The 24,744-nt window shown below is 42.4% G+C and carries 25 protein-coding genes and 2 pseudogenes; 20 read left to right on the top strand and 7 right to left on the bottom strand.

Features of this window, described 5'->3' with window-relative positions:
* Positions 1 to 342: hypothetical protein (locus B4U84_RS26155; RefSeq protein WP_131121307.1), on the bottom strand; the 342-nt coding region annotated here is incomplete at its 3' end.
* Positions 343 to 575: 233 nt separating this feature from the next.
* On the opposite strand from B4U84_RS26155, the pseudogene B4U84_RS26150 reads away from it, so the two are divergent.
* The 8 genes and pseudogenes from B4U84_RS26150 to B4U84_RS26115 form a co-directional block, all read left to right on the top strand.
* Positions 576 to 956: pseudogene (locus tag B4U84_RS26150) on the top strand (transposase family protein); the annotation flags it as partial.
* 351 nt (positions 957 to 1,307) lie between these two features.
* Positions 1,308 to 1,883, top strand: coding sequence for a TnsB C-terminal domain-containing protein (locus tag B4U84_RS26145; RefSeq protein WP_510650818.1), 576 nt, complete (start codon positions 1,308 to 1,310; stop codon positions 1,881 to 1,883).
* A 962-nt stretch (positions 1,884 to 2,845) separates the two neighbouring features.
* The gene (locus B4U84_RS26140) at positions 2,846 to 3,067 is read left to right on the top strand and encodes a DUF202 domain-containing protein (protein WP_063769348.1); all 222 of its coding nucleotides are present in this window, start codon (positions 2,846 to 2,848) and stop codon (positions 3,065 to 3,067) included.
* A gap of 6 nt (positions 3,068 to 3,073) precedes the next feature.
* Complete coding sequence (locus tag B4U84_RS26135) at positions 3,074 to 3,487, top strand: DUF1622 domain-containing protein (protein WP_016863783.1); 414 nt, start codon at positions 3,074 to 3,076, stop codon at positions 3,485 to 3,487.
* On the top strand, positions 3,480 to 4,151 hold the full coding sequence (locus tag B4U84_RS26130) for a YidH family protein (RefSeq protein WP_131121132.1): 672 nt from the start codon (positions 3,480 to 3,482) through the stop codon (positions 4,149 to 4,151). The genes B4U84_RS26135 and B4U84_RS26130 overlap by 8 nt, the downstream gene beginning before the upstream one ends.
* A 21-nt stretch (positions 4,152 to 4,172) precedes the next feature.
* Positions 4,173 to 5,141, top strand: coding sequence for a formylglycine-generating enzyme family protein (locus B4U84_RS26125; protein ID WP_510650813.1), 969 nt, complete (start codon positions 4,173 to 4,175; stop codon positions 5,139 to 5,141).
* A gap of 162 nt (positions 5,142 to 5,303) precedes the next feature.
* Complete coding sequence (locus tag B4U84_RS26120) at positions 5,304 to 7,643, top strand: arylsulfatase (protein ID WP_131121130.1); 2,340 nt, start codon at positions 5,304 to 5,306, stop codon at positions 7,641 to 7,643.
* A 248-nt stretch (positions 7,644 to 7,891) separates the two neighbouring features.
* Entirely contained in the window at positions 7,892 to 8,536 is a 645-nt protein-coding gene (locus B4U84_RS26115) for a transposase (protein ID WP_131121129.1), read from the top strand.
* 61 nt (positions 8,537 to 8,597) lie between these two features.
* On the opposite strand, the gene B4U84_RS26110 is transcribed toward B4U84_RS26115, so the two are convergent.
* Entirely contained in the window at positions 8,598 to 9,743 is a 1,146-nt protein-coding gene (locus B4U84_RS26110) for an ISH3 family transposase (RefSeq protein WP_131121128.1), read from the bottom strand.
* Between the two features lie 456 nt (positions 9,744 to 10,199).
* Here B4U84_RS26110 and B4U84_RS26105 point away from each other — a divergent pair.
* A pseudogene (locus B4U84_RS26105) lies at positions 10,200 to 10,475 on the top strand (NF041680 family putative transposase); the annotation flags it as partial.
* A 71-nt stretch (positions 10,476 to 10,546) separates the two neighbouring features.
* Here B4U84_RS26105 and B4U84_RS26100 read toward each other — a convergent pair.
* Positions 10,547 to 10,807 (bottom strand): ParB N-terminal domain-containing protein, encoded by a 261-nt coding sequence (locus tag B4U84_RS26100; protein WP_131121127.1) that lies wholly within the window; start codon positions 10,805 to 10,807, stop codon positions 10,547 to 10,549.
* A 42-nt stretch (positions 10,808 to 10,849) separates the two neighbouring features.
* Here B4U84_RS26100 and B4U84_RS26095 point away from each other — a divergent pair, with 42 nt between their 5' ends.
* Both B4U84_RS26095 and B4U84_RS26090 read left to right on the top strand, forming a co-directional pair.
* Positions 10,850 to 11,044 (top strand): transposase, encoded by a 195-nt coding sequence (locus B4U84_RS26095; RefSeq protein ID WP_510650812.1) that lies wholly within the window; start codon positions 10,850 to 10,852, stop codon positions 11,042 to 11,044.
* Positions 11,045 to 11,287: 243 nt separating this feature from the next.
* Entirely contained in the window at positions 11,288 to 11,836 is a 549-nt protein-coding gene (locus tag B4U84_RS26090; RefSeq protein ID WP_131121126.1) for a transposase, read from the top strand.
* 64 nt (positions 11,837 to 11,900) lie between these two features.
* On the opposite strand, the gene B4U84_RS26085 is transcribed toward B4U84_RS26090, so the two are convergent.
* The 4 genes from B4U84_RS26085 to B4U84_RS26070 form a co-directional block, all read right to left on the bottom strand.
* A complete protein-coding gene (locus B4U84_RS26085; protein ID WP_131121125.1) occupies positions 11,901 to 13,388 on the bottom strand; it encodes a phytoene desaturase family protein in 1,488 nt (495 codons plus the stop codon).
* A 33-nt stretch (positions 13,389 to 13,421) separates the two neighbouring features.
* Complete coding sequence (locus B4U84_RS26080; protein ID WP_131121124.1) at positions 13,422 to 14,057, bottom strand: TetR/AcrR family transcriptional regulator; 636 nt, start codon at positions 14,055 to 14,057, stop codon at positions 13,422 to 13,424.
* A 510-nt stretch (positions 14,058 to 14,567) separates the two neighbouring features.
* On the bottom strand, positions 14,568 to 15,104 hold the full coding sequence (locus B4U84_RS26075) for an IS630 family transposase (protein WP_510650817.1): 537 nt from the start codon (positions 15,102 to 15,104) through the stop codon (positions 14,568 to 14,570).
* 14 nt (positions 15,105 to 15,118) lie between these two features.
* Positions 15,119 to 15,640, bottom strand: a complete 522-nt coding sequence (locus B4U84_RS26070) for a helix-turn-helix domain-containing protein (protein ID WP_131121122.1) — start codon at positions 15,638 to 15,640, stop codon at positions 15,119 to 15,121.
* Positions 15,641 to 15,689: 49 nt separating this feature from the next.
* On the opposite strand from B4U84_RS26070, the gene B4U84_RS30870 reads away from it, so the two are divergent.
* The 9 genes from B4U84_RS30870 (at position 15,690) to B4U84_RS26030 (ending at position 24,692) form a co-directional block, all read left to right on the top strand.
* Complete coding sequence (locus tag B4U84_RS30870; protein WP_165490357.1) at positions 15,690 to 15,836, top strand: hypothetical protein; 147 nt, start codon at positions 15,690 to 15,692, stop codon at positions 15,834 to 15,836.
* Between the two features lie 1,410 nt (positions 15,837 to 17,246).
* Positions 17,247 to 18,191 carry a helix-turn-helix domain-containing protein gene (locus B4U84_RS26065; protein WP_131121121.1) on the top strand — a complete coding sequence of 315 codons (945 nt, stop codon included), beginning with the start codon at positions 17,247 to 17,249 and terminating at the stop codon, positions 18,189 to 18,191.
* A 207-nt stretch (positions 18,192 to 18,398) separates the two neighbouring features.
* Positions 18,399 to 18,743 carry a hypothetical protein gene (locus B4U84_RS26060; RefSeq protein ID WP_131121120.1) on the top strand — a complete coding sequence of 115 codons (345 nt, stop codon included), beginning with the start codon at positions 18,399 to 18,401 and terminating at the stop codon, positions 18,741 to 18,743.
* A 38-nt stretch (positions 18,744 to 18,781) separates the two neighbouring features.
* Complete coding sequence (locus B4U84_RS26055) at positions 18,782 to 19,039, top strand: helix-turn-helix domain-containing protein (RefSeq protein ID WP_131121119.1); 258 nt, start codon at positions 18,782 to 18,784, stop codon at positions 19,037 to 19,039.
* Between the two features lie 206 nt (positions 19,040 to 19,245).
* Complete coding sequence (locus B4U84_RS26050; RefSeq protein ID WP_131121118.1) at positions 19,246 to 20,223, top strand: hypothetical protein; 978 nt, start codon at positions 19,246 to 19,248, stop codon at positions 20,221 to 20,223.
* Between the two features lie 97 nt (positions 20,224 to 20,320).
* Entirely contained in the window at positions 20,321 to 20,947 is a 627-nt protein-coding gene (locus B4U84_RS26045) for a 7-carboxy-7-deazaguanine synthase QueE (RefSeq protein ID WP_131121117.1), read from the top strand.
* Positions 20,948 to 21,280: 333 nt separating this feature from the next.
* Positions 21,281 to 21,982, top strand: a complete 702-nt coding sequence (folE, locus tag B4U84_RS26040; RefSeq protein WP_131121116.1) for a GTP cyclohydrolase I FolE — start codon at positions 21,281 to 21,283, stop codon at positions 21,980 to 21,982.
* A gap of 68 nt (positions 21,983 to 22,050) precedes the next feature.
* The gene (locus B4U84_RS26035; protein WP_131121115.1) at positions 22,051 to 22,764 is read left to right on the top strand and encodes a flavin prenyltransferase UbiX; all 714 of its coding nucleotides are present in this window, start codon (positions 22,051 to 22,053) and stop codon (positions 22,762 to 22,764) included.
* A gap of 566 nt (positions 22,765 to 23,330) precedes the next feature.
* The gene (locus B4U84_RS26030) at positions 23,331 to 24,692 is read left to right on the top strand and encodes an adenylosuccinate synthase (RefSeq protein ID WP_131121114.1); all 1,362 of its coding nucleotides are present in this window, start codon (positions 23,331 to 23,333) and stop codon (positions 24,690 to 24,692) included.
* Positions 24,693 to 24,744 lie beyond the last annotated feature (52 nt).

The raw sequence follows: 24,744 nt of genomic DNA, 5'->3' as shown, positions 1-24,744 counted from the left end.
GAGGGCTTTGAGTGCTGCTTTGTAGCCCGGTGATTGCTTACCTAACTTCAACTCCAATATTACTTGGTTACGTAAACTTTCGAGTGTTGCCACCTTTAGAGGCATGGTCGCAACTTCAACAACACTAGTTTTGGCTTTATGTGCCAACTTTTTTTCCCGTGTAATACTTGGATGAGCATTCCTTCTAATCACCTGTTCGACGTAATCAGCTCTAGTCATACCCAAGCATTCGGCAGCGATCCCCAAAGCCTTCCAGGTTTCATCCGTTAATCTTAAAGAGCGCACTTGACGATAATCATCGTCTTTCAGGGCGAACTTCCCTTGAATATCCCGCTTTAACATTCGCCTCTTCCGTGTATTACATCGTAAGTTTAACCCCAAATTAGTGAAGTTTAAAGTGTAATATTCAGTATTACAGATGAGATGTTAATGAGCCATAGCTTCCATGTAATACATGGAAAGGGCTTTTTTCCTTTTTCCATGTATTACACGGTGATGCTTTTAGGATATCCAAAATCGTATTGTTTCCTTTAACAGTAAGGCATTAATTCCTCTCACCCTTTAAAAATGAGCGAACGTACAGTGGTATTCCAGTGGAATTTGTTTTTATGCCTGGTAGTGCTTCTGATGTGCGAGCATTGAACGCCTTACCGTTAAATTTACCACCAGGCAGCGAAGTATATACTGATGCTGCATACACTGATTATACTGCCGAAGATGACCTCGAAGAAACTAGCAAAATATCCTTGAAAGTCATGAGGAAAAAAAATTCCAAGCGTCAAGATGAACCGTGGAATCAGTATATCAAGCAACATATTAGGCATTACATTGAAACAGTGTTTAGTAGCATCACTTGTGTGTTTCCAAAATCAATCCACGTATGTACTTGGCAAGGGTTTATACTTAAGTTGGAAGCATTTATTTTTGCATTTACCCTGAAACAAGCATTTCTATAGTAAGCAATTATTAATACCTGAAACCGCTTCATTACACTGCTTGTAATGATTGCTCGAAATCGTGGTTGCGCGTAGCGCAACCGCCAATTTGTCATTGGCGATCGCACTAATTTCTGGATCAGAAGCACCCGGATTTTGATAACCCGCAACTTGGGTTATTAATCTATTTCGTGGGATTTATATATTTTTCAAGGGGGAGCAAAAACGCTTTAAGGCGTTTTTACGTAGACGCAACGCGGCTTCCGAAGGTGGGCTGGGCTGATTTATTTATTGGAGACCCCTTACTAGTTATTTTTCCTGAACTGGTTATTTATTATGAGAATTCTTCATCATTTATGTAACTAGTTATCTATCACAACTAATCATTGCGAATATTTTCGCCGAGGCATTCAGCTTTTTTATGAAACTCGTCAGGGGAGAACACTCAAGGAGTGTTTTCAACTAACCTTAGAAAAATTTTTTCATCAGGGATATGAAGCGATTGACGGTGTATTAGTGCCAATCTTACCGCCTGCCGAGGAATTACCAACCTACGCTCAATTCTACTACTGGTACAAAAAAGACCGCGATCTGTGCCGCACACTCAAATCTCGTGGGGGTGAACATCGATTTAATCTTCGTCATCGTGCTGTTACGGGAAATACGACAAACATTGCCAATTGTCCGGGCAGCTTGTATCAAATTGATGCTACTATTGGGGACATTTATTTAGTTAGTTCATTAGACCGAAATCGGCTCATCGGTCGCCCAGTGGTTTATCTGGTTGTTGACGTTTTCAGCCGTTTGATTGTAGGTTTTAGTGTCAGCTTGGAAGGACCCAGTTGGCTGGGAGCCATGTTAGCACTGGAAAATGCCACTACAAATAAGGTGAAATTTTGTCAAAAATACGGTATCAAACTTCAAGACTTTATCCCGTTTCTAAACTAAATCATAACTACGCTATTTCAAGGCTTTCACGATTCTCAAACTTCAGGACTTTATTTTAAATGTACAAAAATAATCTTTTTGGATTACAATTTTCATTCTCAATTTATAGTTCAATGAGATATATTTTTGTTACTTGACAATCAAGTTTTTAGATAGCTCAGTAAGCGGGCTGTAAAGGATATTTTATCGTTGCTTTGTTCACGTGTATTTAACGCGAACACTATTTTCTTTATTTCACTTCCTATTTCCCCTTAACCGAGCAATATTGCAATGGTAGTTGTGATTTGGCAGAGTGATTGCAAGCTGTAATGGTCATTGCAAGCAGTATGACTTTAATGACTGTACGGTGTTGTTTTAACCAGAAACATAAAGAAAAATTGATTTTTGACTCAGAAAATCAGTTATGCTCATTGATTTGAGAAGATAATATTTTGTTGACAACTCTATGCTTTTTAGAGTTAGCATAACTAATAATGTAAACTTTTGTATTACTGTTCAATATTTTTGGAAATTTGTGAGCAAATCCAAGGAAACGGTTCCAGTTATCGCTGGGGCAATTGTTTTTCCTACAAAACCGACTTCGGTCATAAATTATCATCGCTCGCTTCCCTTGAGTTTTTGTGCTGTCTTTATATAAAATAAGCTTTTAATGTTATCAGTTAATTAGATCACAAATTCTGGAGATATCAAATATATAGCAAATATAGCAAGTTAATTGTTTGTCTTAGTATCCCAGGTTTTGGATAATTTATTTCTTGCTTGGAGTACTCTAAATAATAGCCAGCCAGTAGAAAAAATTTTTGCAATCCCGCAGTAGAAAGAGTTTGCTGGACAATAGGAATTTATCTCAATGCCGTTTAATTTGGCACTGTAGATGATTCCTTATATTCTCTCTAAATCATCTGAGTTTCTTCAATAAACTCGCGAAAGAGCGCAACCGAGACCCAGATGAATGCACCTTAATGGCATGGATTCACCCAAGTCTATCGTTGATTAGCTTTTGGTTTAGCATTGACCGAACTGTAGCGGCTGTGCATAAGGCGATAGGCGATCAGATTAATCCTCTGAATCTCTCTCGCACTCTGGGACTTGCTTTTGTCATCATTGGCACTTGGGTATTGCTATCGGCTGTCCTCAGCACCAGGATCTTCAGCGAATCAATCAAGGAATGCGCGAGTGAATAGAAAGATATGGAATGGATTGAACCGCTAAGAATTAATTTGGAAGGGTTAGTAACATTCACCGAGTTTGTTTTGGAAGCTATTTCAGTCTTGTGTGTGATTGCGGGACTAATTAAAACAATTCAGTTGGCGGTTGTGCTTTCTCGCCGTCGCCGTCGTAATGCTCCTTTTCCGTTCAACAAAGTTCGGCTGCGCTTCGGTATCTGGCTGGCTCTAGCCTTGGAGTTTCAACTAGGGGCTGATATTCTAGCAACTACGATCGCGCCTACTTTAGAAGAACTAAGCAAGTTAGCGTTAATTGCTGTAATACGAACCTTCCTCAACTATTTCCTGGGTAAGGAGCTAGAAACGGAATCGGAATTAGAAGAAAAAAGGATATTAACAACTAAACCAGAAACGACTCCTGAAAATTCCATTGTCTAGAATCAAGAATTTAACGAAAATCTTAAATAATGCCACCGTGAGTTTACCTCCTGATCCCCAAAATCCCAGAGTCAAACCTAGTGTTCTGCCTGAACGCGAATCGCATTTCTCCTGGATTCGCACTCGTCTCAGCACCGAGCGGACATTGATGTCCTGGATTCGTACTAGTACAGCGATGATCGGGTTTGGATTCACGATTTTTCAGTTTTTTGAACAGTATAAGCAACAGAATGCAAATAACCCGATCAATCGAGTTCCCTCTCGCATTATCAGTATTGGATTGCTCGCCGCTGGGACTCTTGCTCTATTCATTGCCGTCCGTGAATATCGCAGTATGTTGCGCTATCTATGGAGTGAAGAATTTCGAGATATTGCTGGCATAAGAGATCGACCGGGCTTTCCTCCAGTCCTGGGATCTCCAAGTAATAAAAGCAAGCGCCGTATTAAATATATTTTGGCGCCTTCCCAAGTATTTAGGCGCTTTCGCCTGAAGGGCGCGCCTCGACGGCTGGGCATTTTATTATTTGGAAAGGCCCCTGACAGTCGCCACGCTGCTACTTCTGGTGGGTGTCACCACGCTCGTTGCTGTCGTTGCCCAAGTGCTTGCCACAACTTGAGTGAGGAAGTAATACTTTTCCATCACCCATTACCTGCTCCTAAGTAACTCAACAACCCGAAACCTATTATGACTAGCATAACCCCCAAATCTAGCCGCAAGCCCAAGTCCCCCTGTCGTCCCCCGACAAAAGATATGGTCTGGATACCAGGCGGATCGTTTCAAATGGGGTCTGACCACCACTACCCCGAAGAAGGGCCTGCTCATTGCGTCACCGTAGACGGCTTTTGGATGGACAAGTACACCGTCACCAACGAGCAGTTTCAAAAGTTTGTCAAAGCCACTGGTTATGTCACTTTTGCTGAACGGGCACCGAAAGCAGAAGACTATCCGGGTGCCGATCCAGCAATGCTAGTACCCTCCTCGATCGTGTTTCAGAAACCGCTCCATCCCGTCAATATGCAGAACATTTGCAACTGGTGGCAGTATGTTGCTGGGGCAAATTGGCGACACCCGGAAGGGCCAAGCAGTTCGATCAAAGGACGCGAGAAGCATCCAGTCGTTCATGTCGCCTACGAAGACGTGGAAGCGTATGCGAAGTGGATTGGTAAGGAAATACCAACGGAAGCGGAATGGGAATTTGCCGCGCGGGGTGGACTCGACGGAGCAGAATACGTTTGGGGGAATGAATTTGCACCTAACGGGAAGATGATGGCGAATACTTGGCAAGGTGAGTTCCCTGTTCAAAATCTGCTCACCGATGGCTATGAACGAAGTGCCCCGGTGGGGTCATTTCCGCCTAACGGCTATGGGCTATACGAAATGGCGGGCAACGTCTGGGAATGGACAGCAGATTGGTATGGCGATCGCCATTTACCTGAAGCGTGTTGCGGTAGTGTGAACCCGAAGGGTAGGGCAATGGAACAAAGCTATGACCCCAACCTGCTAGAGATTAGGATTCCGCGCAAAGTCCTCAAAGGCGGTTCCTATCTCTGTGCGCCCAATTACTGCCTGCGCTATCGTCCGGCAGCGCGGATTGCTCAACCGATCGACACCAGCACAGGACATGTGGGTTTTCGGTTAATCGTGAGACGCTAAAAAATTTATAAGCAAAGAAAAGCTTAAATTGCAGCTTGTCAGCTATTTAATCGCAGAGTTTCCCAACTAGCTTGAACATCAGCAACGAGTACCTTTTCAAGCTATGTCCTCTACGCCTCCACTTGAATTTCAACCTTTCTTGAAAATAAGGAAATTTAAACTATGGCTACCAAACCTTTCAAGGGTACGATCAAGCTTGATGTCCGTGATTCTGTTCCAGATTGGGAACCGTACACCCCTCCTAAAGCACCTGAAGGGGCACCTAATATTCTGATCATTTTGTACGATGATACGGGTCTTGCCACCTGGTCGCCGTTTGGAGGTCGGGTCAATATGCCAACCTTGCAGAAGCTGACTGACCGGGGTTTGATCTACTCGCAATGGCATACAACCGCCCTGTGTTCACCCACCCGTTCCACTTTCTTGACTGGACGCAACCACCACCTCAACAGTATGTCTTGCATTACCGAGGGGGCACAGGGATTTCCCGGATGGAGTGGACGAATTCCGGATGAATGCGCCCCGATGACGCATATCCTGCAAGATGCGGGCTGGAGTACCTTCTGGCTGGGCAAGGAACACCTCGTTCCTCAACAAGATATCGCTCCCGGTGCCAGCCGTAAGCACTGGCCGCTTCAGATGGGGTTTGATCGCTTCTATGGCTTTTTGGGTGCCGAAACCAACCAGTGGTATCCCGACCTGGTAGAGGATAATCACTTCATCGACCAGCCCTATAGCCCAGAGGAAGGCTATCACCTCTCGAAAGACCTGGCGGACAAAGCCATTGGCATGATCCACGATCAGAAAGCCAGCAACCCATCGCGCCCCTGGTTTATGTGGTTCTGTCCGGGTGCGAACCATGCACCGCACCATTGCCCCCAAGAATACATCGACAAATATAAGGGCATGTTCGACGACGGTTACGAAGCTTACCGGGAATGGGTACTACCACGCATGATTGAGAAGGGCATTTTGCCGGAAGGCACACAACTGACCCCATTCAACCCACTCCCCGAAGATGTGGCAAACCCAACCGATGCCGTGCGCCCCTGGGATTCCCTCAGTGCCGATGAGAAAAAGCTGTTTTCGCGGATGGCGGAGGTCTTTGCTGGATTCTCAGAGTACACCGATGCACAGATTGGTCGCATCATCGATTACCTGGAGCAAAGCGGTCAGATCGACAATACTATAATCTTCTACTGCGCCGATAATGGGGCATCGGGGGAAGGTAGCCCTAGTGGCTCGGTCAACGAGAACAAATTCTTCAACAACTACCCGGACGATTTGTCTGAGAACATGAAATACCTGGACGTACTGGGGAGTCCAGAAACCTACAACCACTATTCCACGGGCTGGGCAGCGGCATTCTCAACTCCCTTCCAGATGTTCAAGCGATACTCGCAATATGCGGGTGGCACCTGCGACCCATTGGTGATCTCGTGGCCCAAAGGTATCAAAGCACGGGGAGAGGTACGGCATCAATATCACCATTCCACCGATATTGTACCGACGATTTTGGATGTCTGTGGACTGGAAATGCCCAAAGTCTATCGCGGTATAGAGCAATACCCCCTCTCTGGGGTTTCCATGCGATACACCTTTGATGCTGCACCCAACGCACCCACCCAGAAGCAGCGGCAGTATTACGCCATGCTTGGTACGCGCGGCATTTGGGAGAATGGCTGGAAAGCAGCGGCTCTCCATGCTCCCCTGGTTAGCAAAGGTCACTTCGATCAGGATCAGTGGGAGCTTTACCATGTGGATGAGGATCGCTCCGAGTCTAAGAACCTGGCGAACGAGCATCCTGAAAAACTGCAAGCCTTGATTCAGGCATGGTTTGAAGAGGCAGACAAGAACCTGGTATTGCCGCTAGACGATCGCTCTGCCAGGGAATTGTTGACTGTTGAACGGCCCTCCGACGAACCACCCCGCGATCACTACATCTACTATCCAGGTACGTCCCCCGTGCCGGAAGGGGTTGCTGTCAATACACTCGGTCGCTCGTACAAAATTCTAGCAAATGTCGAGATCGCCGACCCCAACTGCTCAGGTGTCATTTTTGCCCACGGATCGCGCTTTGGCGGTCACTCGCTGTTCATTAAGAACCGCAAGCTGTACTACGTGTACAACTTCCTCGGCATCAAACCGGAACAGCAGTTTATTTCGCCGCAGGAACTCAGCCCTGGAAGATACACGCTGGGCATGGAGTTCACCCGCGAGGGCGAAGGACAGTACCAGGAATCTCTGGGTAATACCAAACTCTACATCAACGATCAAGTGGTGGCGCAAGGGTCGATGAAAACGCAGCCTGGTAATTTCACACTGTCGGGGGATGGACTCTGCATTGGACGAGATAGCGGGGATGCGGTCAGTCAGGAATACCAGCAGTCTGGGGAGTTCAAGTTCACGGGAGGGATGATCGACTTCGTCGGTGTCACCGTTGAACAAACTCAGTACCTTGACCTGGAGAAGTTGGCAGCTGCCGCCCTGGCTCTTGACTAGGCACGTTTAGTCGGTTCGGCGATCGCTCTTTTGAAATGGGGGCGATCGCCTTCTGCACTAATAGCTATCTGACGTAAACCTAAATGTAACTCCAGGTTCAACCCATGACTAATTTATTGGACTTTGGACAAAAAAGAATGAGTTCGCGTCAATTCTACGCGAACTCAACACAGGTATAAAAAAAGGATAGCTACCAGTCCCCCAAGGCATAGTAATATCAACGACAAAGCGTTCTTGGGGAAATACTGATGGCTATGCCTCAATTAAATCACAATCAATTAATAGCGCAATTCCAGGATTTTCGACAAAAACTTTACAACTGTTTTTCTTCATGTAGCGATGCCTGTATGGATTTGTTAGATGCTCTAGCGGGTAATACGGAAGCCAATTCAATTGTGGAGTTATCTTTAAGTCCTTTGTTTGCGAGAAGCTATAACTCTATTTATAAAGCAATAAAAGCATCATTTAATACAACTAATCAGGAGACGAACAATAAAGTTGAATTTGAAGTTGAAGTTGAAAAACCAAACAACTTAATTAGGGTAGTGTCTGAGTTAATTGACCAACCACAACAACGCCCTTTTTACTTATTCGCAACTGATACAACACCACATCCGCGTCCTTACGCTAAAACTTTAGCAGAACGTGGATATATTTACCAGCCAAATACAATAAAAGGTAACAAACCTATTAATATTGGTCATTCTTACTCGCTACTTTCAATCCTACCAGAGAAAGAGGCATCGGGTCATGCAGCTTGGGCAGTTCCCTTATCTGGAGAAAGGAAATCTCACCTACTGTCGCCTACAATCAGTAGATCACAAACTTTTCCCGAAAGGGCGATCGCTGCGGATTTTTGTAAGATAGGATACTTTTTGTTGTCATATTTATAAAAACAGTGCAGTAATTAATAAGTTACATTTATAAATGGTTGACAGTTTTGTTTTCAGCATATTAACTAGACGGAAGATAAACAGCTTGAATAACTTGATATTTTCGTTCAACAGCTTGACGCAAGAATGCTAACATCTGCTTCAGACCAAATAATTGATGATAAACGAGCCTTCCACCTCTTCTATTCAGGCTAATTTTTAACCAGAGAAGATAAACCCAAATATTAACTAAAAGGAAAGAAATGCCAACGAATAATAATCGAAGCGCTGGTTTTTTATTAGTGGTTCTAATTCGACATAAATTTTTTAACCGATAACTGCTTTCAATTCCAAATCTTTTTCGATAGTGTTGATGTATGTAAGATAAACTAGTTTTTACTTGATAAATAACATAAGCGAAATACTCAACTCCATGTTTACCTCGCTTACCTTTTCTATATTTACAGACTATCCATAAGTTAAAAGTTACTGAATCATCTTTACCCTTGGTCATCGTATAATGGGTTTTATAACTTTTTTTACCTTTAAGAAATTGTTTGATGCCTTTTTGCTTACCCCTGCGTATTGCTGGCATAATAAAAGGTATATTTAGAGCTTGCAACCAACGAATAACCGAAAGGCTGAAAAAGCCTCTATCAAGCAATAATTTCTTGATTTGAATTTTTAGAGGTTCTAGTTCGGCGAGTAAATATGTAATAATTGCTACATTAGTATCAAAGCAGCGTACGCCTCTTACTGCCAAAGTGATGCGCTTGTTTTTGGTAATTACATATAAAGTTGCATATGCATAAAATGAACAAGTACCAGACTTTGCTTGGCTTCTATATATATAAGGTAATTCTTCAGGACTAGGCTTTCCATAATAAGGAATTAGGTTTAAATCTATAGCAATAGAATGACTTCCATTTTTGATTCTTGCAGGAATACGACTTAACAGAGCCTGATTAATTTGTAATTCTAATTCTTCAAAATTATTGATTTTGTCCAAATGATATCTAACATCATTCCCAGAGGGAATATTATCTAATATTTTCGATGTGTTCTCAATACTATCTCCACTACTAGCTGCTTTAATTAAAATCTCAAATAATGTTTTTTCGTCACAGGCACCTTGGGTATCAATCGATATATTTTMTACTAAACAATTAAGAACTTCGTCAAGCGTCTCTGAGTCTGTAAGAGATGGATTATCTCGTAAAACAGTCAATTTTTTTCACCACATTTTGATTCACAACTCTAAATCATTTCATTTTTTAGCTCGTAGTCAACTATAACTTTTTATTATGTATTTTCCCTGAAAGTGTGCTGCATCTCACCAGCGATCATCCTTTCGGGAAAAGTTTGTGATCTACTGACAATAGCTACAGGCAACGCTACGATATTGAACACTTGCTACGATTTAGCAAGCAGCGTTTGTTGATGACGGAGTTTCAAACTCCAAAGGTCGAACACGAAGAAAATTGGATACGCTTAGTAATGCTCGCTTATCCCTCTTGTGTCACTTGCGGAAAACAATAATCGGAGCGAAACTCTGAAACTTTGATTTGATAAAGTTTTGAGCTTTTATTTTCTAACATAAACTAAAATTTATAGCCAAAAACTGAAAAGTAAAGCTCTCAAAGGCTTTCAGGCATTGGCTTTTCCCAAAGTGACAGAACAGGGTTATGCACAACTGTGGGCAGCAAAAGATTTAGCTTCCCATTTACCTAGACCCTGGGAGCGTTATTTAAAACCTCAACATGATACAATCATGACTCCCAGTACCGTGCAACGCGATTTTCAAAGAATTATTTCTGAGATTGGTAAACCCGGACATTCTCCCAAACCCCGAGGAAATTCACTTGGGAGGGTGACTGGTCAAACTCAACCAAAACGGTCTCAGCATCCTGTTGTCAAGAAGCCGTCAAAATCAAAACCTAATAAACCAAAAGCTGCGTAAATTTTCTTAGGCTTTGGGCGTTTAACTCAGTTTGACTCCGTTTGAAAAATAACTGGAGTAATTTTTGATGCCTAGTTTTTGGTTCGCAAATAATTTACGCGAACCATCCTTCTTGTCCAAAGTCCAAACCTCAGTTCTCCATCAAACAGGATATATTCTGACTGGGGTTGGGGAATCAGCACAATCGGGGTTTTCTGCCCATGACGCCGGAGACTCTCAGCACGTTCTTGGAGTTGGTAGAGAGGAAATGTTTGTCTTGGTTGCTCAGGATCAGGTTTGATTCGTTGGATCTCAATTTCATGGACTCCTCCACTATAGAACCCATTTGACATCTTTACATTTCTGGATTAAAGTACTCACGCCCCTTGAATCCAATGCTCATGGCATATTCTAGTGACCTCACAGACAAAGAATGGGCAATTCTTGAACCCCTGTTGCTCCAGAGGTTACCCAAAAAGAAACGAACAAGACCGTCTAATTGGACAAAGCGAGAAATTCTCAATGGCATCCTCTATCAACTCAAGAATGGGTGCAACTGGTGTGATTTGCCCAAAAACTTTCCTCCTTAGGCCTTTCCAAAAAATAAAATGTTCAGCCCTGCGTTCCCACCCAGGTGGGAACGCTTACCAGTCCTTGGACGCTCGCCACAATATATTTGATAGGGCACCGACATTTTATTTCTTGGAGATCCCTTATTCAACCGTCTATTGGCACTACAAGCAGTGGAGAGCAGCAGGTGTGTTTGAAACACTGATGAACACGCTACATGAACAGGTGAGAGAACAGATAAAAAAAAACCGAGGTGGACAACGTTGATCATCATTGACTCTCAAGCAGTCAAGAATACCTGCAATGCGAGTGTGGACTCCAAGGGCTTTTGTTTTTACAAATCAACCAATGGAATTAAAAGGCATCTTGCCGTTGATACCCTGGGGTTTCCTTTCTTTACCCATTGCACCAAAGCCAACATTTCAGATGATGCCGGATTGATTGAGATGTTAACACTCAACATCGACTACTTTAAGTCGAAACCAGTCAATATTCCCAAGATTACCATTCTTCTTGACCATGGTTATCATATCGACTACTTGATTGAGCAATTAGAGAAGGTGTATCCCCAAATTATGACCAAGATCCGGTTTGAGCTTTCAAAAAAGCCCTCTAAACAGGAGAAACTGGCACAAGGCAAATTTGGATTTGTACCAGCAGTTGCTCGTTGGGTAATTGAACGATCAAATGCTTGGATGGAGCGGTGTAAGAGTTTAGTGAAGAACTTTGAGCGAACGTTGTCTCATGCGACGACCAAGATCAACCTCTGCTTTGTCAGACTGATGCTCAAGCGGCTTGCAGTTTCTTCTTAAGATGTCAAATGGTTTCTATAAGCCTGCCGTGTAATTATTTCTGTCTTCCTACTTAAGACTCAGTTCAAGCAAAATCTTGATGAATAAATCCAGCAGCGCTACGAGATGCTTCCAAAATAGTGAGTAAACCACTACCAGGGTGAACAGCACCACCAATCCAGTACAGTCCGGCAATATTTTCCGAACGAATGGGTGGACGAAACGGCCCAAGCTGAGTCAAATTGTGGCTGAGATTAAACACAGCGCCCAAATGAACGCGATAATCATCAAGCCAAGTTTGTGCTGTGTAACACCTTTGGGTAACAATGTGTTGTTCGATATTGTGATATCCCAGCAAATGTAAACGTTTAAGAATAAAATCTGTATAGCTTTTTTGTTTAATATCCCAGTCAACAGCATAAGAAGTGTTGGGAATTGGTACTAAAACAAATAAAGTGCTGTGACCGGCGGGTGCATTACCCGGATCGATAATTGTAGGATTGCAGACATAAAATGGTGGATCAGTTTCATCTAGTGCTGAATCATCAACCCAAGGACGTTCAAGCCGACGAATATTGTCTGATAAATAGATTTGATGATGAGGTAAATCTTCGTAGCGGCGATTGATGCCCAAATAAAGCATGAACGTAGAGCATGAAAATTGCATTTGCCCAAGCTTGTTGTCAGTGTAGCGACCGCGTGCTGAAGTTGGTAACAAATGACGAACAGCATAGGCAAAGTCAGCATTAATCACCACTGCATCAAACTGATGGCGAGAACCATCAGCCAGTTCCAAACCACGAACTTGCTCTTGTTCAATACAGATTTGGTGAACAGGCGAATGCAGATGAATTTTCACCCCTAAGTCTTGAGCGGCATTAGCCAAACCCTGAGCTAATGCACGAAATCCACCGACTGGATGCCATACTCCTTGAGAAAATTCTAAGAATGGAATCAGGCTAAAGACACTGGATGCCACACTCGGGTGCATTCCCAAATATTTTGACGGATAGCTCAGAGCATAGACTAAGCGCTCATCCTGAAAAAATCGCCAAAAGTGTTGATATAAAGTTTCCCAAGGACGAAAAGACAAAAACCGCATCAGTTCATCTGGGCGCAAATAACCGAAAATAGAGCGTACAGGGCTGGCTAAATAGGGTTTGTAACCTAACTCATATTTACGGATATGCTCACTATACCAGCGATCAAATGCTAGTGGTAAATCGGAGCGGAAGCTTGCCAGTTGGGTTTTGAATGACTGTAGATCCGAAGTAATATCCAGTTGAGTACCATCCCAAAATTTCAAACGTGTATATGGTTCTAAACGTTTAAGTTGAACATAGTCGGCAAAATCTAAACCAGCTTCCTCAAAAAGCTCTTTATATAAGTGTGGTAGTTGGAGAATAGTGGGGCCAGTATCAAAGGCGTAGGAATCAACTTCAAAACCGCGCATTCTTCCACCAACACGTTCAGCCGCTTCAAATATTTGCACTTGATACCCAAGTCCAGCAAGACGGATCGCTGTGGCAAGACTACCAGGACCGGCTCCGATAATCGCAATTTGTCTAGACATAAATAAACTCCTCATTTATTTGAGCAATCGGTACTATCTATCAGGAAACAGTGGTTGAAGATAACCAATCAAAACTTGTTTAGTTTGTGCTACTAGTTGTCTTCGTAAGTTATCTTCTTGAGCCAGAGATAATAACTGAAGCGCCCCGGCAATTTCTACACTGACTAAAGCTACTAAATGCCGTTGTTGTGGACTAATTTGCGGTTGCCGTAAAGCAAAGAAATTATCTAATAGCTCAACAATTTCATGATCAACCCTCTGATTTACTGCTTGTAATTCAGCAGATATTCGCGAGCGCAGCATCGTCACTCGACAACCCGGTTGAGTAGTATAAAATTTATCAAAGTCTTCAATTGCCTCGCTTAACAATATTGCTAAGGGATAATTAACCGTTGATGGATTAAACCTAGCCGCAAATAACTCTCGCATTGCTGTGGCATATCGCTCTGACAGGGCATGAACAATAGCCTCTTTATCAGGAAAAAAACGGTAGAGAGAACCAATGGAGATATTAGCCTGCTTGGCAATCATCTCGGTTGAAATCGCTTTATAACCTACTTGTTCTAATAATTGAGCAGCAACATCCAAGATTTGATTAACCCGTTGGCGACTGCGGGTTTGCTGCGGTAATCGACGGAGCGTTTCAGGATGATGAATCTTGGAAGACATGAAATGGTTAAGAGCAAACGCGAGACACTTTCATATTAATATCATAAAACGTGATAAATTCTCATTTATGTGCGCCATCTAATTTCTGGAGTTTAGTGGGTCATGAACTTGTAGTTCAGCACCACCGATGAAAATTTATTTTTAGAGTAGACTAAAGCACGCGACCGCGACGCGGTCGCGGTGCCAAAAAAGCTGTAAAAAAAAATGAAGGGATGCCTGCGGTTAAAACAGGCTCCCTTGATTGCAAGATGAAAGAAGCACTACCAACTTTCGTCTACCACTATCAGTAGATCACAAACTTTTCCCGAAAGGATGATCGCTGGTGAGATGCAGCACACTTTCAGGGAAAATACATAATAAAAAGTTATAATTGACTACGAGCTAAAAAATGAAATGATTTAGAGTTGTGAATCAAAATGTGGTGAAAAAAATTGACTGTTTTACGAGATAATCCATCTCTTACAGACTCAGAGACGCTTGACGAAGTTCTTAATTGTTTATACCAATTCTCTATGAAGATGCATAGAATAAAGCTTCATGAAAGAGAGCTTCGAGGATGAAATCATAACTTGTCAAAGAGGAGATTAACTCAGAAGATATTTGAGCTAATTCGTGTTGAATTCGTTGGCGCAGTTGTTGTAAATTAGAAAAGTTTTCCCCCTTGAACTGGCGTTTAATAAACTGCCATAATCGCTCAATTGGGTTGAGTTGAGGGCTATGAGCAGGTTGAAAGATAGGGATGAGATTTTCTGGCCAAGACAGTGCCAAGGCTTGATGTGCAGATGGTTGATCCATTTGCATCAGTGCCATATCATCACCCAGTTCTTGGGATAGGATATCCAAGAATTTCTGAAAATTCTCACTGTCCAGATGAGGATATTCCTGACAAAAATGCCATCCTGTTAATGGTTCAACGACTCCATACAGCCAGAATGCCTCTCTTGGCCACTGTACGCTAGCTATGGGTTTGGTACCACGAGCAGTGATCACTCGCCCAGTTTCCGTTTTCAACCCTAGCCTGGTCTCATCTTGGCACAAGTAACGCAGTCGCTTTCCTTGACCTAAGAGGTTTTGCAGGGTGACAAAGGCGTGGGGAATGTTTTTTTAAAAAGATTCACAGCTTTTTCATCCTGTTGTTTGCTCACGGGTCGAGGGATTTTAAGTTTCGCTTGAAGCTGATAGCGTACTACACGATAAACTGTCTTATATTTGACTTCTACGTTCCATTCGTGTTTTAGCCACTCTACGATTTCCCCATAGCTGTTAAATCCCTGCGGACATTGCAGTTTCTCCACAAGACTTTGCAGCACCTCTCCTTGAATTTTTGCGATCGCTCCTGGAGAAGTTTTTACCTCTAACAGTTTTTCTAGTCCTCCTTGCCGATATCTTTGTAACCACCGTGTTACAGTTGAGCCATCTCTGCCAAGTCTTTGACTCAATTCTTGGTGCTGTGAAACTTGTCCTGTTTTGAGCCACCACAGAAGAAGCAACCGCTCTTTTTCATAAGCTGTGCGAGCTTTCTTAAGACTTTTAGATAGATACTCAGTACTCTCGCTTATTTCTACGTTAAAGGGGCGTGCCATTGTTCGCTTCTGGTTCTTTTTTCTTTTACGTTCTTTATTCTACAGTTCTATGCAGCCTCATATAGAATTGGTATTAGGAGCATTGATTACTTTAAGTACACGTCGGATTTTGATTGCGATTACTAGTTCTTGCCCATACAAAAACATCTTTGCTACTGCTTATAACCGTTTAATGATGCTCGCTAATACTGCTTAGTTTGAAGTTAAATTGCCTTTTACTTATTTCTAATTAATTAATCATACTTTGGGCTTGGGTTGATTCAAGTCTTGTTTTGGAATGCGAGCATTTTATGAACAGAGCATTTTGATTTGAGTACCAAGAAAAAATAGTAACTATTTTAGCTTTATAACTGCGGTTTTATACTTAATTCATCTCCGCGCCTAAATTTTAATTGATGATGTATCAAAAAAATGCCTCACATCAGGTCGTGTAAATTAATTTTTTACTGCTTGTGAGAAATCCGGGTGCCTAATAATCGCAAGATTTTCAGGAGCATTATCCTTTTCTCTCAAACCCTTGCCATGCATCTATCCTACCTCTTCACCCTTTTATTAAGAAAGATATGACTTAAGGATAGATTGTCATGAGTAACTCTAAACTCGAAGTTGTATCATCTATCTTTATAAGTAGTTTTATCCAGTATTCAGTGTTAGCTTACCCTCTTATGAATTATTCTGATAGTTCTAACTAGTTAAATTTTGCTTGACAATAGACACTTATTAGCTAGACAGTTCAATGAAACAAGTTTCAGCGCTAAGCATGAAGTGTTTTTCTCCCCCTGCTTCCCCTGCTCTTTCAAGTCAGAAGACAGGAGGCAGGGAGCAGAAGTTGATTGTAATTTTTTATATATAAAAAATCAGTATATTCTGGCTTCAGCTTTGTCCCAAATCAGTACATGCCCTCAATTAGATTGATTTTAATTGTTTTTTTATATTTTTTATACAAGTATTCGTATGCAAAGCTTTAATAAGCAAAAATGATAAGTAAATTTAAACACACTATAAATACGTATTAATTGAAAAGAATTTCGGGTTATTGTTCGAGATGGCAACACTCAATCTCATGGTTTATTGATGTCCAAAAAGTAGTGCAGTAAGGAAGCACTGCCAATCCACGTAAAGGTCAATTGGCACAGCAGTAGCGTACTACATACGAATTTTTGGTGAGCAACTGCATTTTTATTTTCAAATTTCTTGCACAGTAAAGGTTTTAGCCGTTATGTGGCAGCAAACGTCAGCTTCGGTGATCTTAGGCCTTTCCAATTAATAAAATATCCAGCCCTCGCGTTCCGCCCTTCAGGCGGAACGCTCACCAATTCTTGGGTTGAGCCAAAATATATTTGATAGGGCTGGATATTTTATTTTTTGGAGATCCCTTACCCCAATACTGGTAACTCGCTGGCTACCTACCCTACGTCACGTATGGTTTCGCATGGGAGGGGTTGAGCAGTAATGCTCTCCTCGACTCTACCCCCATGTAAGTATTAAATAAAACTAATTAACCTGAGTTCAGGTTAAGCAGAATGGTTGCGCTGACTCTGGCTAGCACAGAAACGTTCGCACCCGCCATGCATACATTGCACATGCAAATTTTTAGACAAGTCAAATGGAAAAACCCTTAATTATTGATTTAACCAAGGAAGATGCTAGCTTGCAGATTTTACCGAGTATACCCCGACTATCAAGCAGTAAAGTGGGTTGGCATGGCATTGGACTTGAATATCATCGGCAGCCTGCTCACACAGCTCCAGAACACTGTCCTGCACAGCATGTGGTCGTCATTCATCATCAGCCTTTAGCAAAAGTAAAGCGGCAGCTTAACGGATGCGATCGTGTTGAGCGCATTGGAAGTGGTGATATTGTGGTATGTCCAGCAAATGTATCTCACTTTGCGTGCTGGGAAGCGGAGGTCCAATTCACTCTCCTCTTTCTTGAATCGGCACTTATCGCCCACACTGCCTACGAATTCATTGATCCAGATCGTGTCGAAATCTTGCCGCACTTTGCCCAACCTGATCCGCTGATTTATCAAATTGGGCTAGCGCTTAAGTCACAACTAGAATCCAATGAATGGGATAGTAAGCTGTATGCTGAGTCAGCCGCTTCAATGCTTGCAGTTCACCTGCTGCAACATTATTCTGCACGTAAACACACTATTCGGGAATACACGGGTAGTCTACCCAAATACAAGCTGCGGCAAGTGGTTGACTACATCAACGCCCATCTCGACCAGAATTTAGACTTGACTGAACTGGCTTTGTTGGTACAGATGAGTCATTATCACTTTGTCCGGCTATTTAAGCAATCCGCTGGAATTACTCCCTACCAATACCTGATTAAGTGCCGACTAGAGAAAGTAAAAAGCTTGCTGGTGAATACGGACTTAAGTATGGCTGAGATTGCTAAACGTACAGGTTTCTCCAGCCATAGCCATCTGACCAGGCTATTTTGCAAGCATCTGTCAGTGACTCCTCGTGAGTATAGACAAATGCAGCTTTGTTGCTGCCCAAAATTTGAGCAAGATGATGAAAGTATTCGCAAGAATGTCTAAAGACAGGTTTGAGGGAGTAGTAGTAGACTTAAAAATGAAGTTAGATGCTTACTGCTCTTGAATGCATCACGCAAGTAATTGAAATTAAGAACTGAATTATGCAGGGCAAATGCATCTAAATTTATTTGACAAACAATCTTTTTTGTATTGCTGAGCTATAAACAGATTGTAGGCGAACAAAACCTACTTCATGAGGTGGTAGACAGTATGACACTGAGAAGCAAAATCAAGATCTTAAGTGCTTACCCATTTGATAGCAGTATTGGGCAATTTGACTGGAATGATGAAGTGATTTACAAGCCTCAACTTGTAATGCAAAAAGCTGATGCTTTGCGCGGTGCATTGCTTGAGCATTGCTCAGATGTTCTAATAGATACGTCCGGAATATCATTTGGGTACAAAAAAGTGGTAGAAATAGAAATTGACCTTCTACCACAAGTAAGGAAGTTCTACAACATGCCAAATTGCTTGCCGCAAATACTATGGAAGAACTTCCAAAAAATAAATTATCTGGCATTGCTGAATAAAGGCATCCTTGACAGGTTAAGGTAGTGGGTCATTTGGCACGCTTATAGCCATAGAAAAAAGTTATTAGTCGTGCTGAAAGTCAGCCAGCAAGTCATGTTATACGTGCGAAAATCCTACTGTTGGTGGCATCGGGAAAAAGTTATACAGAGGCAGCAACAAGGGTAGGAAGACGTTCTGGGGATGCGGTTTCACACTTGGTGGCTCGTTTTAATACTGAAGGATTATCAGCAGTTGCACCTCGACATGCAGGCGGGCCGACAATAATTTACATAGCACAATGGCTAAACCCGAATGGCACTAAGAAAAGGGAAAATCGTTGAGGCAGCAGGGGTGCAGAGGAGCAGAGGAGCAGAGGAGAAAGAAGAAGTTTTAAGCATTGCGTTCGGATATTTAGAAATTCCCCTCTGCGCCCCTGCCCCCCTGCTCCTCTGCAATCCTTACGCTGCATACCCTTCAGCTTAACTTAGTGCCATTCAGCCATTATCTAATAAGTCAAGTTTGAATTTAAAAGCTTTGGAGGCTAAAAATGTTGAATGAGGTTTCTATTTTCTTAAGTGGCGTAACAGTTGTTGATCACGCATACATTGATAATCAGGGTAACATAGTAGGCGGTTCATTTAATCCTGGTTTTCTAGTTACAGGAAAAATAGATCCTGTTGAGAAAGTAGTTGTAGATTTCTCTACAATTAAAAAAACTATTAAAGGTTTACTAGACGAGCGATTAACTGGATTTGACCATAAGTTATGGATTTTAGAAGGATACTCCAAGTGTAAAAAGGAATTTCAAGAAGACAGAGTTAGCATTCAATCTGCTAGTTTGCAGTTAAACATACCATCAAATGCTCTCAAAGTATTCGATGCTAATAAATACTCTATTAAAGAGATTGAATTGGCATTTGACCAATACCTAAATCAAAAGTTAGCTGTTCTTTATCCTGGAGTCAAGGTCAAGTGTTTTAATACTATTAACTCTCAACAATTAATACCTTCTCAATATCCTGTTTCATATTTCACATATTGTCATGGCTTAAAAAATTCAACATCTTGGGGATGTCAAAATAATTCGCATGGTCACTTGTCATTTATCTCTTTGCTTGGTGAGCAAACCGATAAACAACAAGTAGGAAGTACAGAGCTTTTCACACTTCAGAAAGAAATTGCAAAAGAGCTAGACAGAACAATTTTTCTTTGGAAAGATAACTTAACCCTACAAAAAAATGATTGGGTCACAATAGAGTATGCAACTGAAGATAGAGGTTATTTTTTGGCAGAATATTGCACTAAAAGAAACAAATTAGCTTTCTTAAATACAGAAACAACTGTGGAATTTCTTGCAAATTACGTTTGTTATAGATGGAAGAATGAGCTTAATTCTACTGGTGCAACTGTTGTTGCACTAAGCGAAGGTCTATCAAAGGGTGGCTATGTGGATTTCCGAAGCCAATTTAAGGAAGAATGCATAATAAAGGACAGTTTTTATCTTTGTAGCACGGGTGTTCAATGATTGGCTGAAGCTTTCTCTCCTTGTATAAGGAGGTATGACATTTACGTGTAACAATTAATATTTCTGTTGTGATGTTGAGTATTGATTTAAGTTGACTATGCAATTGCAGAAATTAGAATCTATTTCTATACACGAAACGTTTCAAGAAACAATCCAAGGAGAGGGTTATTGGTTCGGTACTCCTGTAGATTTTATTCGATTAGCAGGATGCCCAGTAGGTTGTAGCTGGTGTGATACTGGGTACAGTAATGGAGGAAAAGGATTGCCCAGGATAGAGCGCTCCTTCAAGGATTTAATTTCAGAACTTAAATCTCAAAGAGTAGTGATTTCTGGAGGAGAACCTTTTATCCATGCTAGTCTTCCAGAGTTGGTCAGACATGTCGGTTCAACAGGTCGTCAAGTTTCTATTGAAACTTCTGGAGCATTTTGGCAGGACATACCATCTTGGGCATGGGTAACCTTAAGTCCTAAAGAACACATCAATCCTCGTTATCCAGTTCATTCTAAAATCTGGAAGCGAGCCAATGAAGTCAAAATTGTTATAGCTGATGGTAAAGAATTGGAATTTTACAGAAAAAGCCTCCTAAATGAACCATCTCTTGTATTTCTTCAGCCAGAATGGTCTGAGCGTGAAAAGACTATTCCGATTACTTTGGGGCTTCTAAAACAATATCCTACGTATAGATTGTCTCTTCAACTTCATAAGATGATTGGTGTACTTTGATGTATTTTTCTAAATCTATAGCAATCCTAAATGATTCGTGAAATCTTCTGTTTCTTTTCTTCGCGCCCTTTGCGTCCTTTGCGGTATGCACTAAGGCACACGCTACGCGAACGTTCAAAAAATCATTTTCACAAATGAACTAGGAGCGCTATAAAAACATTTTTGTTATCATTAGCGCAGTTTGTAAGCTTGTGTTGACTTTCTTTCTACAAGCTTTAGCTAATTGGCTAGCGCTTCAGATGAAGTTTACTTAATGGAGTTAGTTTGATCTAACTTCTTATCGAAAGATAATTTTATGTTGTGGACTTGTACTAAAGCTTATTAACTATCACTATGACTGTCAGAAATTCCAAACATTTTGCTAATGCTGTTCCAGTTGTTGTTGGTGATTCAAATTCCCTTGAAATTGTAGATAAAAACCGTAAAATTCATGATTCACACGAGAAACAAGATTCTTCGGAATCATCAAATAGTCAAATTGCCTTAGCAGTAGAAGAAATTTTGCAGGCTGTAGGAGAAGATCCCGAACGCGAAGGTTTGTTAAAGACTCCAAAGAGAGTAGCAGAGGCAATGCGATTCCTAACTAGTGGATATAGTCACTCCCTAGAAGATCTTATTAACGGAGCTATCTTTGATGAAGACCATAATGAAATGGTTTTAGTCCGAGATATCAACGTTTTCAGTCTTTGTGAACATCATATGTTACCGTTTATAGGCAAAGCACACGTTGCCTATATTCCTAATAGAAAGGTTGTCGGTCTCAGCAAATTAGCACGGATCGTCGAGATGTACTCTAGGCGGTTACAGGTGCAAGAACGGCTGACTCGTCAGATTGCTGAAGCTATTCAAGTAGCCTTAAATCCGAAAGGTGTTGCAGTGGTTGTAGAAGCTTCTCATATGTGTATGGTCATGCGTGGGGTTCAGAAAAGTGGCTCTTCGACTATTACTAATACCATGCTTGGTGTCTTTCAAGAAGATCACAGGGTCCGAGAAGAGGTCTTTAGCTTGATTCGGAACAAGCAAATTTTCTTTTAATTTCTAACTTAGGAGTTTTTCAAGGGATCTACAAACAAAGGCAGTAAAACTACCAAAGAAATAGAAGCATGACTAGGAGAGCATCACAACTGACCAGAGTTCAATTGCTGAGTAGTCGTGTGAGGCTACAACCCTCAAGCACAATTAAAAAAAACATCAATAGCTCTGCTTGCTACCCACTAATTCTAGGCATCACTGGAGCTTCCGGCTTGCTCTATGCTATACGAGCCTTAAAGTTTCTGCTCAGCATAGATTACTCAGTTGAACTAGTAGCCTCGCGCGCTACTACTATAGTTTGGCAGGCAGAACACAACGTTCGGATGCCCTTGGAACCAGAACAACAAGCCCAGTTCTGGCGAGACCAAGCTCAAGAGCAAGGAGGCAAACTCACCTGCCATCCTAGGGGAGATATAGGGGCGACCATTGCCAGTGGTTCCTTCCGTACCTTAGGTATGCTAGTGATTCCTTGCAGTATGAGTACTGTGGCAAAGATTGCAGCTGGTCTCAGTTCAGACCTGCTTGAACGGGCAGCAGATGTGCAGCTTAAGGAGAAGCGTAAGCTAGTAGTAGTACCGCGCGAAACTCCCTTAAGTCTGATTCACCTACGCAATCTGATGACTTTAGCAGAGGCTGGTGCTCATATTGTCCCAGCGATTCCCGCTTGGTATCATCAACCGCAGACTATTGAAGACCTGGTAGACTTTGTCGTGGCACGTGCCATAGACCAGTTTGAAATTGATAACTCCTTAATCCAGCGCTGGCGGGGACGCTCTGAAAGCTGAGTTTAAGATCAGGATTTTGCAACAAAACCATTAATTAAGAGAGGTTACTGTGGCGAATGGCACTAAGAAAAGATACAGCCTTTGCTCTGACTGGTTCCCAGCCTCCAGGCTGGGAACCCATTCTGGGAGGCTCCGCCTCCAGTAGCTTGACAAGAGGCTCTGCCTCTTTAAATACATTCCCAGCCCCCAGGCTGGGAACGAGACGACACAAGCCTTTGGGCTTTTCTTAGTGCCATTCGTTACTGTGGCTTTGTACGCTGATCTTCATCGCCATCTAGAGGGTTCGGTTGTACCTCGTATTCTCTGGCGATACTTCCAGCGCGATTCATCAGATTTGGTCGGATGATATAGCAATCGCGCTGTTCCCCTTTTGACAAAATTGCTGAAATCTGAATCGGCTAGTACTTTAGCAGTCAGCAAGGCAATATCAACTCAGGATCCAACAGTATTACCAGCATATGTGACGGAGAGTTAATTTCCAGTGAAAGTTCACTGGTGTCGGGGCAAAGGCAAAAAGGGATTTGTATAACTGCACTCAATTAAGTTAATAATACCAACGTAGTTCTATGAATATAATTGTTGTAGGTTGCCAGTCAGGCGACGAGGGTAAAGGGAAGTTTACCGATGTTTTTAGCGAAAGTGCCTATGCGGTAGTGCGCTATCAAGGGGGACCTCATACGGGGCATACGGTTGTTGTAGCTGAACAAGAATATCGCTTTGTACAAATACCTTCGGGCTTGCTACATGGTGCAATTGGCGTTCTGGGCAATGGCTGTGTGATTGCTCCTGCGAAATTGGTGAAAGAAATTGCCGACCTAGAAGAGCAGGGTGTCCGTCCTCGTCTAGTGATCAGCGAGACCGCCCATGTGGTAATGCCTTATCACTTAGCTCAGGATGAGGTCATGGAGCGATGGCGTGGTGATGGTATCGCTACCGATGTCAAAACTGGTTTAAAGACTGGTACCGGACAAATAGGATCAACCAAGAGTGGTGTCGGACCTTGTCGCGAGGACAAAATCGCACGAATTGGCATTCGTATGATTGACCTTATTGATAAAGATGTGCTAAAAGCCCGCCTCAGTCATCTGATCCCTTATAAGCGTGACTTAATTGAAAAGCTCCACGGGGTTTCCCTTGCATCCCTTGGAATTGACCTCGATCTTAATCGATTGGTTGAGGAATACCACGCTTATGGCTTGGCGCTCGCTCCTTATCTTGGAGATATCTCAAGCTTCCTTGCGTCTGCTCGTGCGGCTGGACGCTACCTTCTTTATGAAGGGGCGCAAAGCATGGGTTTAGATATTGAATATGGTACTTACCCCTATGTGTCAAGCGGTCACAGTGCAGCTTGTGGTGTGGCAGTAGGAACTGGGACACCGCCATATGTAGATTTCAATGTTATAGGTGTTGCAAAAGCCTACATGGTTCAATCAGGTGGTGGACCTTTGCCCACAGAAATTCACGGATCTGTTGCTGACTATCTGGTGCAACGCGGGCGTGAGTTAGGCACTGTCACCGGTCGCCGCCGACGTGTTGGCTGGTTAGACTTATGTTTCCTACGTAAGGCGATTCGTATTGACGGGATCAAGTATCTGTGCATAACAAATATCGATGTGCTTGCAGGTATCGAGGAGATTAAAATAGCGACTCACTATCTCGTTAATGAGGAGCGTCGCGATGAGTATCCAGTGAGCATTGCTGAAGCTGCGTGTGTGGAACCTGTCTATCAGACCTTCGCCGCCTGGCAAGAGCAGGATTGGGGACAAATAGCCCAGAAGGGATTTGAAGCCCTTCCGGAGAACGCACGCATCTACATCAACTTTATTTTAAATAGTCTTGATATCGAACTAGCTGCGGTTAGTGTTGGTCGGGATCGAGACAAAACAATTGTGTTGCGATCGCCGCTTTCCGAACTTGTTCTAGCGTGACATACGGAGAGTTTAATTTGAAATTCCCTATAAAATTGACACTTTTATCCAT

Origin of the sequence: Westiellopsis prolifica IICB1 (assembly GCF_004323185.1) — a bacterium.
GTDB classification, from domain to species: domain Bacteria; phylum Cyanobacteriota; class Cyanobacteriia; order Cyanobacteriales; family Nostocaceae; genus Pelatocladus; species Pelatocladus prolificus_A.
Note: the sequence above shows the minus strand (reverse complement) of the source record. Positions and strands in the feature narration are given on the sequence as shown.